Below are 13768 nucleotides of genomic sequence, written 5' to 3'. Positions count from 1 at the left end.
TTAAGGCATTATTAGATATTTTGCTATTTATTTATTGTACGCTATCAATTTTTTTTTGTGAATGACCAATAACCAGTTCGCTTCTAATACATACCCAAAGATGTATGAACAAAAAACAACTTTTAGAAGTTTTTTTATACATAGTTCAAAGGGCCACATAAATGTTATTATAAAGTCCTTTGAAGTATGTAGTGTTAAGGTGCAAGATTCGAATTGATATTGTCGAGGCTTTAAAATAAGTATGGAAGTTTCCCAGACCAGTTAGATATTTGTAGAAAGAAATTGGATACCGCAGAACCAATTGTAATACTCAATAAAATATAAATAAGTTGAATCTGAAATACTCTATTCTTCTTGAATAATTTTTCTGTCATAAAAGCCTGTAATGCGTAAAATGTAATAGCTATAAAAAACAAATGCGATAATATGCCTAATAAAGCTTCTTGTCCTATTGCTTCATAAAGCTCCATTTTTCCCCCTCCAACTGTCCTATAATTTAAGCACTTTAAAAAAACGGGCAGATGCTATATCTGCCCGTTAAAAATGAATTAGATATTACCCTCATGAACGTTGATACGATTCAACGCACGTTTTAATGCTAGGTCAGCACGTTTGAAATCAATGTTGTCTTGTTTACCTTGAAGACGTCCTTCAGCACGTTTAACGGCTTCTTTTGCACGTTGAACATCAATATTTACAGCAACTTCAGCAGAAGGCGCTAAAATAGAGATCTTTTCTGGACGAACTTCAATGAAACCACCGCTAACAGCAACAATGTCAGTAGAACCGTCTGCTTTTTTAAGCTTCACTGCACCAATTGCAAGTGGAGCAACCATTGGAATATGGCCTGCAAGAACACCGATTTCTCCTGAAGTTGTTTTAGCGATTACCATTGATACTTCAGAATCGTATACCGGGCCGTCGGGAGTGACAATATTGACTAGAACTGTCTTCATATTTTTTCCTCCTCGTCCCTAGTATTAAACCTCTACGCCCATGCTTTTCGCTTTTTCAACTACTTCATCAATTGAACCAACTAGACGGAAAGCATCTTCTGGTAGGTGATCCCATTTGCCATCAAGGATTTCCTTGAATGAACGAACAGTTTCTTTTACAGGTACATAAGAACCTTTTTGACCAGTGAATTGTTCCGCTACGTGGAAGTTTTGTGATAAGAAGAATTGAATACGACGAGCACGTTCTACTGTTTGTTTATCTTCATCAGATAACTCATCCATACCTAAAATGGCAATGATATCTTGTAATTCACGGTAACGTTGGATAGTACGTTGTACACCAGTAGCAATTGCATAGTGCTCAGCGCCTACGATTTCAGGTGATAATGCACGTGAAGTCGAAGCTAATGGGTCAACCGCAGGGTAGATACCCATTTCTGATAATTTACGCTCAAGGTTAGTAGTTGCATCTAAGTGGGCGAAAGTTGTAGCTGGAGCCGGGTCAGTATAGTCATCGGCTGGTACATAGATCGCTTGGATAGAAGTTACAGATCCTTTGTTCGTAGATGTAATACGCTCTTGTAGTTTACCCATTTCTGTAGCAAGTGTTGGTTGGTAACCTACCGCTGAAGGCATACGACCTAATAGGGCAGAAACCTCAGAACCTGCTTGCGTGAAACGGAAGATATTGTCGATGAATAAAAGTACGTCAGCACCTTGCTCATCACGGAAGTACTCTGCCATTGTAAGACCAGTTAAAGCTACACGCATACGTGCACCTGGTGGCTCGTTCATTTGACCGAATACCATCGCTGTTTGCTTGATAACGCCTGAATCGCTCATCTCGAAGAATAAGTCGTTCCCTTCACGAGTACGCTCACCTACACCAGCGAATACAGAGATACCAGAGTGCTCTTGTGCGATGTTATTGATTAATTCTTGGATTAATACTGTTTTACCTACGCCGGCACCACCGAAGAGACCGATTTTACCACCTTTGATGTATGGTGCTAATAAGTCTACTACTTTGATACCTGTTTCAAGAATTTCAACTGTAGTTGAAAGTTCTTCGAATGTTGGTGCTTCGCGGTGAATTGAATCACGACGAGCGTCAGCTGGAATCTCTTCACCTAAGTCGATTACTTCACCTAGTACGTTGAATACACGACCTAAAGTAACTTCACCAACTGGTACTGAGATAGCTTTTCCTGAGTCTGTTACTTCTGCTCCACGTTGTAAGCCATCAGTAGATGACATTGCAATTGTACGAACAGAATCATCACCTAAATGAAGCGCAACTTCTAATGCAAGAATTGTTGGTTCTTCATTAGGACGTTCAATCTTAACTGTTAGTGAGTTATAGATTGCTGGTAATTGGCCATTGTTAAATTTTACGTCAACAACTGGACCCATTACTTGAATAACATGTCCTTTATTCATTACTGTGTATCCTCCTATCGTATTCTTATACGACATTGGGAAGCTGGCCTATTCTAAGGCTGCAGCTCCACCAACGATTTCTGTAATTTCTTGTGTAATCGCCGCTTGACGCGCACGGTTATATTGCAATGAAAGGTCTGAAATAAGATCAGATGCGTTATCAGTTGCATTTTTCATAGCCGTCATACGAGAAGCATGTTCACTTGCTTTTCCATCTAATAATGCGCCATAAACTAAGCTTTCCGCGTATTGTGGAAGTAACACTTCAAGAATTGCTTCACCAGATGGCTCAAATTCGTAAGAAGCATTGCTGCTAGCAGGTGCAAGATCTGTTAATGGAAGAAGTTTTTTCTCTGTCACTTCGTTAGCAATAGCGCTGACAAAGTGATTATAGTACATATAAAGTTGATCATACGTACCGTCAATGAACATACCAACAGCATTACGAGCGATTTCTTTAATATCAGCAAATGTAGGTTGGTCCGGAAGACCGACAACATCACTGATGACATTATGATCACGTTTCACAAAGTAGTCACGTACAACACGACCGATTGCTAAAATCACGTATTCGTCTTTAGATTTATGACGCTCGTCAATTGTACGTTGTACTTGACGTAGGATACTTGAGTTGTAAGCACCTGCAAGACCACGGTCAGAACCAATGACTAAGTAAGCTGTTTTCTTAACAGGACGAGCAGTTAACATTGGGTGTCCACTGTCTTTTGTTCCTGAAGCGATCGCGCCAACTACGTCCTGAATTTTTTCCATGTAAGGAACGTACGCTTTAGCGTTTTGCTCTGCACGACGTAACTTAGAAGAAGAAACCATCTGCATCGCTTTCGTAATTTGTTTCGTACTCTTTGTAGAATTAATACGACCTTTTATTTCGCGTAAGTTTACCACTGGTATTTCACCACCTTTTGTTTTTTAATCAAGTGACTAGCTCGAACTTATTCTGATTTAGCGAAAGTTTTTTTGAACTCCGTTAAAGCTGCTACGTAATCAGCATCAGGAGCAAGCTCTTTTGTAGTACGAACGTGATCTAAAACGTTTGTGTGGTTTGAATCTAACCAGCTTAAGAATTCACTTTCAAAGCGAACGATATCTTGTACTGGAATATCATCTAAGTGACCTTTAGTTAATGCATAAAGGATTGCAACTTGCTTTTCAACTTTAAGTGGTTTGTTTAGGTCTTGTTTAAGAACTTCAACCGTACGTTTACCACGCTCAAGTTTAGCTAGTGTAATTTTATCTAAATCTGAACCAAATTGAGCAAATGATTCAAGCTCACGGAATGCAGCTAAGTCAAGACGTAGTGTACCCGCAACTTTTTTCATCGCTTTAATTTGAGCAGATCCACCTACACGTGATACAGAAAGACCGGCGTTAATCGCTGGACGTACACCTGAGTTGAATAAGTCAGATTGTAAGAATATTTGACCATCAGTAATCGAGATAACGTTAGTTGGGATGTATGCAGAGATATCCCCAGCTTGTGTCTCTACGAATGGAAGTGCTGTAATAGAACCATTTTGATATGTTTCATTTAACTTCGCAGCACGTTCAAGTAAGCGGCTGTGCAAGTAGAAAACGTCACCAGGGTAAGCTTCACGACCTGGAGGACGGCGTAGAAGAAGTGAAAGTTCACGGTAAGCTGATGCTTGTTTAGAAAGATCATCATACACGATTAATACGTGCTTACCTTGTAACATGAATTCTTCTGCCATAGAAACACCAGCAAATGGTGCTAAGAATAGTAATGGAGCTGGTTGAGATGCAGCAGCAGTTACTACGATTGTATAATCTAATGCACCGTGCTTACGGAAAGTTTCAACTACACCACGTACAGTTGATTCTTTTTGACCGATTGCAACATAGATACAAATCATATTTTCGCCATCTTGGTTTAAGATTGTATCGATTGCTACAGATGTTTTACCTACTTGACGGTCACCGATGATTAACTCACGTTGACCACGACCAATTGGTACTAAAGCGTCAATTGCTTTGATACCAGTTTGTAATGGTTCATGTACTGATTTACGAGCCATTACACCGAAAGCAGGACTTTCGATTGGACGAGATTTAGTTGTGTTGATTGGACCTTGTCCATCCACTGGTTGACCAAGTGGGTTTACAACACGGCCAATTAGTTCTTCACCAACTGGTACTTCCATGATACGACCTGTACGACGAACTTCATCGCCTTCTTTGATGTCTGTGTATGGACCTAAGATTACGATACCAACGTTACCTTCTTCTAGGTTTTGAGCCATACCCATAACACCATTAGAGAACTCAAGAAGTTCTCCAGCCATGGCGTTGTCGAGGCCATGAGCAAGAGCGATACCGTCACCAATACGGATAACTGTACCAACTTCGCTTACTTTAAGTTCAGATTCATAATTCTCAATCTGTTGTTTAATCAGACTGCTGATTTCTTCAGCCTTGATGCCCATGTATGTCACCTCTCACATTTCTAAATTATTAACCGATTAATTCACGTTTTAGGCGCTCAAGTTTGTTCGCTACTGAGCTATCGTAAATATGATTACCGATTTGAACACGAATACCACCAAGTAGTGATGGATCAATTTCGTTTGTAATGTTTAATGATTGTTTCCCTACAAGCTTCGCAAATGTTGTAGAAATATTAGCGCTTTCTTCAGCAGAAAGTGCACGCGTAGAGAATACTGTTGCATCTGCAGTACCTTGTGCCTTTGCAGCAAGCTCAGCATATGCATTCGCAATAAGCTTCACTTCGTTTACACGTTTTTTCTCAACTAATAGTTGAACTGTGCGTAAAACCTCTGGAGTTGAACCTGCAAAGATTTCAGCTACCATTTGTTTCTTACGTCCGATAGAGAACTTTGGAGCATTTAAAAGCGTTAATAAATCCGGAGATTCTTTAACAATCTTTGTTAGCTCGTTTAAATCTGCTCCAACTTCAGCAAGAATATTTTTTTGTTGCGCTAATTCAAAAAGCGCTTGAGCGTAACGTTTTGCTACAGCTGAATTACTCATCGAGCTTCCCCTGCCTTCGCAATCGTCTCTTCAATTAGAGCACGGTTGTCTGCCTCAGAAATCTCTTTGCTAAGGACTTTAGATGCTGCAAGTACAGATAATGAAACGACTTCATCACGTACAGCTGCAATAGCTTTTTCTTTTTCAGACTCAATTTCACGTAAAGCCGATTCTTTCAAGCGGTTTGCTTCATTACGAGCTGCAGTTAGAATTTCATCTTTTTGTAGTTCGCCTTGCTTCTTAGCGCCTTCAACAATCGATTGTGCTTCCGTACGAGCTTCTTTAAGAAGGCTCTTTTGTTCTTCTAAAAATTGGTGCGAATCTTTACGCGCTTTTTCAGCTGCTTCGATCTCACTCGCTACTAACTCTTCACGTTGTTGCATGATGCCCATAAGTGGACCCCAAGCGACTTTCTTAAGTAAGAACATTAATACTAAAAAGATAACTAATGTTGCGATGATGTCTCCGCTGTTGAACTTACCAGCGCTAGCACCTAGTACAAGATTATCTAAAAACACGATTGTTTCACTCCCTTCAAGAGCTATAACTTCAACATAATTTATGGACTTAAAAAACTACCTATTTTAAAAAGCTATATTTACACATAGCTTTTATCTGTTCCAAAATGAAGGGCGAAGTTTCATCTGGAGAATCCTGCTTCGCCACTAGTAAAATTCAGTGTTCAACTGAATTATTTGTTCATTACGATGAATGCTACTACTACTGCGATGATCGGTAGGGCTTCAACTAATGCAACCCCGATGAACATTGTAGTTTGAAGAACGCCACGAGCTTCTGGTTGACGAGCGATACCTTCTACTGTTTTTGATACGATAAGACCGTTACCGATACCTGCACCAAGTGCACCTAAACCGATTGCGATTGCTGCTGCTAATAAACCTAATGAACCTGTCATTTGAAAATTTCCTCCTTGGAATTGTTTGTTTTTTTGTGGTTCAAGCATAGGATATATGCTTTATATTAATGGTCATCGCTCACTTTATGAGCCATGTAAACCATTGTTAACATTGTGAAGATAAAGGCTTGGATAAAGCCGATGAAAATTGAGAAACCTTGCCATGCCATCATTGGAACGATTGCTCCGATGAATCCCACAGCACCTGATGATGCTAAACCGGCTAATAAGCCAAGTAAAATCTCACCCGCGTAAATGTTACCGTAAAGACGTAAACCTAACGTTAATGTATTTGCAAATTCCTCTACTATTTTAAGTGGGAACATGAAAGACATTGGTTTAAAGAATGTACCAGCATAATGGCCTGTACCCTTCATTTTTACACCATAGAAATGCGATAAAACTAAAATCATCGTTGCTAACGTCATCGTTACAGTTGGGTCAGCTGTTGGTGATTTCCACCATAGTTCATGACCATAAGCGATTGAGAATGGAAGACCTAATAAGTTAGATACTGCGATAAACATAATTAGCGTAATACCTAGAATGTGGAATCGACCACCAGTTTTCCAGTCCATGTTGCTTTTGATGATGTTCTTAACGAAGTCCATAATCCATTCCATGAAGTTTTGCATACCAGTTGGTTTTAGTTTTAAGCTTCTAGTTGAAATAAAGGCAATTAAAAATACGATAATTGCAGCAACTAGTAACATCATAACTGTCGATTTATTAAAAGTTAAAAAACCGACTTCTAGTAACGGAGCTTCATGAGTCATTGTTATTTTTCACCTCTCTTTCTAATTTAAAGCACATTAGCGGTTCCTTACATGTGACACAATTCTCTCGACAAAGAGAAAAACGTACGGAATCATTAGCCCTATGACCGTGCTAATTAAGTGAAAATAGTTTGGCAACGAAATGGCTATTGCGACTGCCGCAACACCTGATCCAAAGCGAAGTGCTGTACCAAGTGAGCCTATTTTCTTCCCTTCACTAATGGACCTGTCAAACTTCTCCATACGGCGAACTAGAATCCAAAAATTATACGTACCAAAGAATGCACCGACTGCGATGCCCGCAAATACAGTTTGAAAGGAAGTGAATCCCCAGCCTAATGCGCAGAGTGCAAGCAAAAAAAATAACGCCCTCTTCTGCACAGCAAAAATGTGATGCAAATCTAGCATTGGTTGTAATCTCCTGAATCAAATTTTCGAGTATTGAAAGCGTTTGCTGACCACCATGTGAAATCAGAAAAGAGCAGTGAAAGGCACTACTCACAGCGGAATAGTAATGGGAGAGTCATTTCAATTACAGGTGTAAATACCCAAAAAATAACTTACACCCCTTACCAACTCGGTAAAAACCGAAACGCACAAAACGTTGCAAATCGACAGTTTTATTTTGAACTGTCAATTTAGTAGAAAGTTGATATAACAAGTGTTTCAACGTCCTAATTATGACTGAAACCCTTATCATTCTTACCCTTTGTAAGCATACAATAGGTGATATTTGAAGTCAATTGGTAATAGAGAAAAACTTCACAACCTATATACTCTTGTCAAATTGTTGACAAATTTGTGTATGAAATTTCATAGTTTCAAATGTTCTTATTTTCTTGGCTCATAGAAAAAGCTAATTTACGACATAATTATGCTCATAAATTAGCTTACCCAATTCAACAGGTACATTAGACTTATTTTTTAATTTAATTATAGTACATTAATTAGTTTTTTGTAAAAAACCTAGCAACGCTTCTACAATTCGTTTAGATGCATGTCCATCACCATATGGATTTGATGCTTGTGCCATCGCCTCATAAGCCTTTTTATCTGTTAACAATTCTTTAGCTAAGGCGTAAATTGTATCTTCTTCAGTTCCTGCTAGCTTTAGTGTTCCAGCTGCAATTCCTTCTGGGCGCTCTGTTGTGTCTCTTAGGACAAGAACTGGCTTCCCTAATGATGGTGCCTCTTCTTGGACGCCACCTGAGTCCGTTAAAATCATGTAAGAACTCGCCGCGAAGTTATGGAAGTCAAATACTTCAAGAGGCTCTATTAAATGTACTCGTTCATTGTCACCTAAAATTTCATTCGCGATTTCTCTTACAGCAGGATTCATATGGACCGGATATACCACTTGAACATCATCATGCTCAGCTAAAATTCTAGTGATTGCTTTGAACATGTGACGCATTGGTTCACCAAGATTTTCGCGACGATGTGCCGTTAATAAAATCATGCGATCTTCGCCAATTTTGTCTAATACAGGATGCGTGTAATGTTCGCTAACAGTTGTAGCTAATGCGTCAATAGCCGTATTACCTGTTACAAATATTGTATCAGCGTTTTTATTTTCATCTAAAAGATTCTTTTTAGATACTTCTGTTGGTGCGAAATGTAAATCAGCCATTACACCTGTTAACTGGCGATTCATTTCCTCCGGGTATGGTGAATACTTATTCCAAGTTCGCAGTCCTGCTTCAACATGCCCAATTGCGATTTGGTTATAAAACGCCGCCAAGCTTGCAATGAAAGTCGTTGCTGTATCACCGTGTACCAAAACGATATCCGGCTGTGCTTCCTTCATTACTTTATCTAAACCTTGCAATGCGTTTGTCGTCACATCAATTAATGTTTGACGATCTTTCATTATATTTAAATCATAGTTCGGTGTTATTTCAAATGTCTCTAGTACTTGATCTAGCATTTGGCGATGTTGTGCTGTTACTGTTACAATAGATTCTATTTGATCAGGATACTTTTGTAACTCCAAAACAAGAGGAGCCATTTTAATTGCTTCTGGTCTTGTACCAAAAATTGTCATTACTTTCCATTTTTTCATCAAAACGATCTGCACCGTCCTTTTTGTTATTGTATGAAAAGGACACCACACCAGTTGAAGTCCAACATGAGGAGTACTTACCTAGACATACTATGAAACGCCCTTCAAATTTGAAGGACGCTTTCACAAATTATTAGTTTCCTAAATGAGGAAATTCATAACAACATTTTTATTTTGTGCCGAATAGGCGGTCTCCGGCATCACCTAGACCAGGTACAATATAGCCATGATCGTTTAGCTTTTCATCCAAAGCAGCAATGTAAATATCTACATCTGAATGTTCTTCTTGAATAGCTTTGACACCCTCTGGTGCAGCGATTAAGCACATGAATTTAATGTTTTTAGCTCCACGTTTTTTCAATGAGTTGATAGCTTCCACTGCTGAACCACCAGTTGCTAACATTGGATCTACAATAATGAAATCACGTTCTTCCACATCTGCTGGAAGCTTTGCGTAATATTCAACTGGTTTTAATGTTTCAGGGTCACGATAAAGACCAATATGTCCAACTTTTGCGGCTGGGATAAGCTTTAGTACACCATCTACCATACCAATTCCTGCACGAAGAATCGGTACAATCGCTAGCTTTTTACCAGAAAGTACTTTTGTTTTCGCAATCGTTACAGGTGTTTCAATTTCAATTTCTTCCACCGGCATATCACGTGTAATTTCAAATGCCATAAGTGTTGCTACTTCGTCTACTAGCTCACGAAATTCTTTTGTACCTGTATTCTTGTCGCGAATATAAGTTAATTTGTGTTGGATTAGTGGATGATCAAATACATAGACTTTGCTCAAAGGGATTCTCTCCTAACCGTTCGGATTTCATTTTTATCTCAACTAGTATAACAGAAAAAAGGAGCCGCCTCAAAAATAAATTTAAGGCAACTCCTTTTATTATATTTTCTTTGGACCAAGTGAGTTATTGATCAAGAATTAAATCTAACTCTTCTATTGCCATTGGTTTAAAATAGAAAAATCCTTGTCCAACTGTACAACCTAACGCACGGAGTATTTCAACCTGTTCTTCTGTTTCAATTCCCTCTGCCACAGAAATCATTCCTAAGTTTAATGCCAATTGTATAATCGAGCGTACAATAGCAAGCGTTGCAGGATCCTCTAACGCATTAATAAAGCTTCGATCAATCTTTAATTCAGTGAATGGTAATTGTTGCAGATAGCTCAATGAAGAAAATCCTGTCCCGAAATCATCCACGGATGTTTTGAAACCATAGCTTTTTAATTCTTGAATAATTTTATAGGCAGATTGGAAATCTACTAAACCTATATTTTCTGTTACTTCTAATATAATATTACTTGGATCTATACCATACTGCCGAACGAGCTTTAGCGTATCTTGAACAAAATGCGTATAGTAAAAATGATCAGGTGAAATATTGACTGCTATTTTCACTAATTTCTTTCCTAACTTTTGCCGCTCTGCCAGCCATGAAAGCACAGTTTCTAAAACTAAAACGTCAATTTCTCTAACCTTTCCTGCACTTTCCGCTACTGGAATAAAGATTGCTGGTGACACAAAGCCTAGCTTTGGGGATATCCAGCGTGCAAGAGCCTCTATACTTTGAATCTCTCCATTCCGTAAATCTACTTTTGGCTGTAAATGAACTGTAATTTCTTTATTTTTGATTGCCTGTGACAAATGATTTAAAACAGTCATTCGCTGTACAAGAACGTCATTTTTTTCTGTCGTAAAAATTTCAGTATGTGTACCTGGTTTATCGGTAGCAAAGGAGAGCGCATTATCAGCAAACCGAATTGCATCATTAATCTTTATGTCATCATTAAAAGAAGCAATGCCTGTTTTTAACGTGATGTAGATTTGTTTTCCTCCTATTATAAATGGCTGTCGAATTGTCTCTTTTATACGCCATTCATAATTATTTAAATTTTCATCGAAAGTCATGGTGGATAAAATTAGACTAGAGCTTGTAAATCTAGCAATATATTCGCGATCCGCTGGTTTGTCTTGCTCTAGTCGTTTGGCGAGCTGCCTTAATAATTCATCGCCAAATTCTCTCCCATACAATTCAACCACTTGATGAAATTCGCTTGGCTTTACTATTTTGATATAACCATTTTGTCCACGTTCAACCTCTTTTTCGAGGAAATTCACAAAGCTATGACGATTAGGTAAACCTGTTGTAATGTCAGTATAGGCTAGATCCCATATTTTTCTTTGTGTTCTTGCATACGTAAACGCTAAGGCAACAAGTGCACCAATTTTACGAAACATACTTTTAAAATATGAGGAGTCATTTTGTGCTTGCTCATAATATATTGAAAAGAGCCCTATGACTTGCCGCTGTTGATTGCGTATAGGTATAAATAATCCATACGGTTTGTGAGATGAGGCAGCAAACTGTTTATGTTCATCTGGAATATGTACCTCATCCAAGTTTTCAATGAAAATAGAGGTTTCTGATTGCATAACCTTCGTAAAAAAATCATTATTTTCACAGCATCTCGGTACATCTTTTTTTCGACAATTATCTGTAAAAGCCTGTAATAGATTGCTCTCTGTTTTGATGAGAACCATACTTGAAGTATTCGGCATAAAAAACTCATCAAGTCCATGACAAATAATATGCATCTTTTGCTCAAAAGAGCTATCTCTCTCTATCGCCTTATACATATCATTTTCTAAACGCATTAAGAAATCTTCTGTATGATAATACGTAACATCCTTTATAAGGACCAACACATATTGCGTAATATTTGTATCATTCCGAAATGGTAGTGCTTGTATTTCTGCCCAAAATAGGGGTTTATTGATACCTTTATGATGTAGCTTCGCTTGCACCATGATACCGTTATGTATTTTTTCTTTGATCATTTTAATGGTTGTCATTTTTTCATCTGATAGCCATGCAAAATAATTAGTTTTTAGGATTTGTGACCTCGAAGCATTTGTAAGGTTACAAAAAGATTCATTACACTCTACTATAATATGATGATTTGTTGCATCAAAAATTACATAGCTTTCCTTAGAATTATCCCCTAATTTAAGAATACTATTTAATAAAACATCATTATCTACATCTAACGATTTAGTGACCATCCAACCCCTCCGTCTCTATCACTTCATCCCATTTCCATTGTACATAATATTTAATTAAATTTTCACTTTTATTAAAAAAAACTTCTTTTCTTGGACACAATCTGTCCTCAGCCTACTATAATATATCGCTCTCTACTGATTATATGTAAATTTATTCAAAATAAAGAGGATTATTCTACTTAATTAAAAAAATATGTATTTTATAGTTTTGAAATAAAAAACTGTGTTTAAAGTGAAATTTTCACTCTAAACACAGTCTATACATGCGATTAAGCGTATAATGGATGTTTATCTGTTAATGCTTTTACGCGATCTTTTGCGTCCGCTTGAACCGCTTCATCTTCAGGGTTTTTAAGAACAGCTGCAATAATTGCACCCACTTCTTTCATATCTTCCTCTTTAAAGCCACGAGATGTAACGGCTGGTGTACCGATACGAATACCTGAAGTAACAAATGGAGACTCCGTATCGTAAGGGATTGTATTTTTGTTAGTTGTAATGCCCACTTCGTCTAATGCATGCTCTGCTACTTTACCTGTTAGACCAAGAGATTTAACGTTTAATAGTAATAAGTGGTTATCTGTACCACCAGATACAATTTCAACGCCCTCTTCAATAAGTACTTCAGCTAAAGCTTTTGCATTTAATTTTATTTGTTTTGCATAGTCTTTAAATTCTGGTTGTAACACTTCGCCAAATGCAACAGCTTTAGCAGCAATGACATGCATTAATGGTCCACCCTGAATTCCTGGGAATACAGATTTGTTTAATTTTTGCTCCCATTCTTTTGAAGCAAGAATTAATCCACCACGTGGTCCACGTAATGTTTTATGTGTAGTTGATGTAACAAAGTCTGCATACGGCACTGGAGATTGATGCTCGCCAACAGCTACAAGACCAGCAATATGTGCCATATCCACCATGAAGTATGCACCTACTTCATCTGCGATTTCACGGAATTTAGAGAAGTCGATTTCACGTGGGTATGCAGAAGCACCCGCAACAATAAGTTTTGGCTTATGCTCTAATGCTTTTTGACGCACATCTTCATAATCGATAACTTGTGTGTCTTTTGTTACACCATATTCCACAAAATTATAAAGAATACCCGAGAAATTTACAGGAGATCCATGCGTTAAGTGACCTCCATGTGAAAGGTTCATACCAAGAACAGTGTCACCTGGTTCTAAAATTGTGTGGTATACAGCCATATTCGCTTGCGCACCAGAGTGTGGTTGCACGTTTGCGTATTCTGCTCCGAATATTTCTTTCACACGATCACGTGCAATATCTTCAACTACGTCTACATGTTCACAGCCACCATAGTAGCGTTTACCTGGATAACCTTCTGCGTATTTATTTGTCAGTACAGAACCTTGAGCTTCCATAACTGCTTCTGAAACAAAGTTTTCAGATGCAATCAATTCGATATTTGCTTGTTGACGTTTTTTTTCTGCAAGAATTCCTTCTAATACTGCTTTGTCTTGTACTGCTAATTTTTCATATGCCAT

14 protein-coding genes are annotated in these 13768 nt (G+C 38.0%); all 14 read right to left on the bottom strand.

The window, feature by feature from the left end; genetic code table 11:
• Positions 1-230 precede the first annotated feature (230 nt).
• Positions 231-470 (bottom strand): DUF1146 family protein, encoded by a 240-nt coding sequence (locus AC1Q6O_RS01505; protein ID WP_008180537.1) that lies wholly within the window; start codon positions 468-470, stop codon positions 231-233.
• A 78-nt stretch (positions 471-548) separates the two neighbouring features.
• Complete coding sequence (locus AC1Q6O_RS01500; RefSeq protein WP_025114765.1) at positions 549-956, bottom strand: F0F1 ATP synthase subunit epsilon; 408 nt, start codon at positions 954-956, stop codon at positions 549-551.
• 24 nt (positions 957-980) lie between these two features.
• Positions 981-2396, bottom strand: a complete 1416-nt coding sequence (atpD, locus tag AC1Q6O_RS01495; protein WP_008180540.1) for a F0F1 ATP synthase subunit beta — start codon at positions 2394-2396, stop codon at positions 981-983.
• Between the two features lie 48 nt (positions 2397-2444).
• Positions 2445-3302 carry an ATP synthase F1 subunit gamma gene (gene atpG / locus AC1Q6O_RS01490; RefSeq protein ID WP_008180542.1) on the bottom strand — a complete coding sequence of 286 codons (858 nt, stop codon included), beginning with the start codon at positions 3300-3302 and terminating at the stop codon, positions 2445-2447.
• A 47-nt stretch (positions 3303-3349) separates the two neighbouring features.
• The gene (gene atpA, locus AC1Q6O_RS01485; RefSeq protein WP_008180544.1) at positions 3350-4858 is read right to left on the bottom strand and encodes a F0F1 ATP synthase subunit alpha; all 1509 of its coding nucleotides are present in this window, start codon (positions 4856-4858) and stop codon (positions 3350-3352) included.
• A gap of 28 nt (positions 4859-4886) precedes the next feature.
• A complete protein-coding gene (locus AC1Q6O_RS01480; RefSeq protein ID WP_089986952.1) occupies positions 4887-5423 on the bottom strand; it encodes a F0F1 ATP synthase subunit delta in 537 nt (178 codons plus the stop codon).
• Positions 5420-5941 carry a F0F1 ATP synthase subunit B gene (atpF, locus tag AC1Q6O_RS01475; protein WP_089986951.1) on the bottom strand — a complete coding sequence of 174 codons (522 nt, stop codon included), beginning with the start codon at positions 5939-5941 and terminating at the stop codon, positions 5420-5422. Before atpF ends, AC1Q6O_RS01480 begins: the two co-directional genes overlap by 4 nt.
• A 173-nt stretch (positions 5942-6114) precedes the next feature.
• Positions 6115-6339, bottom strand: coding sequence for a F0F1 ATP synthase subunit C (gene atpE / locus AC1Q6O_RS01470; protein WP_004269474.1), 225 nt, complete (start codon positions 6337-6339; stop codon positions 6115-6117).
• A 65-nt stretch (positions 6340-6404) separates the two neighbouring features.
• On the bottom strand, positions 6405-7115 hold the full coding sequence (gene atpB, locus AC1Q6O_RS01465) for a F0F1 ATP synthase subunit A (RefSeq protein WP_008180551.1): 711 nt from the start codon (positions 7113-7115) through the stop codon (positions 6405-6407).
• Between the two features lie 36 nt (positions 7116-7151).
• Entirely contained in the window at positions 7152-7523 is a 372-nt protein-coding gene (locus AC1Q6O_RS01460; protein WP_008180553.1) for an ATP synthase subunit I, read from the bottom strand.
• 535 nt (positions 7524-8058) lie between these two features.
• Positions 8059-9180, bottom strand: coding sequence for a non-hydrolyzing UDP-N-acetylglucosamine 2-epimerase (gene wecB / locus AC1Q6O_RS01455; RefSeq protein WP_043990740.1), 1122 nt, complete (start codon positions 9178-9180; stop codon positions 8059-8061).
• Between the two features lie 166 nt (positions 9181-9346).
• Positions 9347-9976: a uracil phosphoribosyltransferase gene (gene upp, locus AC1Q6O_RS01450; protein WP_008180557.1), complete on the bottom strand. Its 630-nt coding sequence runs from the start codon at positions 9974-9976 to the stop codon at positions 9347-9349.
• Between the two features lie 124 nt (positions 9977-10100).
• Positions 10101-12257 carry a bifunctional diguanylate cyclase/phosphodiesterase gene (locus AC1Q6O_RS01445; protein WP_090002948.1) on the bottom strand — a complete coding sequence of 719 codons (2157 nt, stop codon included), beginning with the start codon at positions 12255-12257 and terminating at the stop codon, positions 10101-10103.
• 269 nt (positions 12258-12526) lie between these two features.
• Positions 12527-13768 (bottom strand): serine hydroxymethyltransferase, encoded by a 1242-nt coding sequence (glyA, locus tag AC1Q6O_RS01440; RefSeq protein WP_008180561.1) that lies wholly within the window; start codon positions 13766-13768, stop codon positions 12527-12529.

It is taken from the genome of Lysinibacillus sp. GW823-FHT06C08 (assembly GCF_058795135.1).
The sequence above is the reverse complement of the archived record's forward strand: the minus strand, read 5'-3'. Positions and strand labels throughout refer to the sequence as shown.

Bases quoted from the DNA above. Each gene is read 5' to 3' on its own strand.
- AC1Q6O_RS01505 (WP_008180537.1), bottom strand. From the start codon at position 470: ATGGAGCTTTATGAAGCAATAGGACAAGAAGCTTTATTAGGCATATTA.
- AC1Q6O_RS01500 (WP_025114765.1), bottom strand. From the start codon at position 956: ATGAAGACAGTTCTAGTCAATATTGTCACTCCCGACGGCCCGGTATAC.
- atpD (WP_008180540.1), bottom strand. From the start codon at position 2,396: ATGAATAAAGGACATGTTATTCAAGTAATGGGTCCAGTTGTTGACGTA.
- atpA (WP_008180544.1), bottom strand. From the start codon at position 4,858: ATGGGCATCAAGGCTGAAGAAATCAGCAGTCTGATTAAACAACAGATT.
- AC1Q6O_RS01480 (WP_089986952.1), bottom strand. From the start codon at position 5,423: ATGAGTAATTCAGCTGTAGCAAAACGTTACGCTCAAGCGCTTTTTGAA.
- atpE (WP_004269474.1), bottom strand. From the start codon at position 6,339: ATGACAGGTTCATTAGGTTTATTAGCAGCAGCAATCGCAATCGGTTTA.
- atpB (WP_008180551.1), bottom strand. From the start codon at position 7,115: ATGACTCATGAAGCTCCGTTACTAGAAGTCGGTTTTTTAACTTTTAAT.
- AC1Q6O_RS01460 (WP_008180553.1), bottom strand. From the start codon at position 7,523: ATGCTAGATTTGCATCACATTTTTGCTGTGCAGAAGAGGGCGTTATTT.
- AC1Q6O_RS01445 (WP_090002948.1), bottom strand. From the start codon at position 12,257: ATGGTCACTAAATCGTTAGATGTAGATAATGATGTTTTATTAAATAGT.
- glyA (WP_008180561.1), bottom strand. From the start codon at position 13,768: ATGGCATATGAAAAATTAGCAGTACAAGACAAAGCAGTATTAGAAGGA.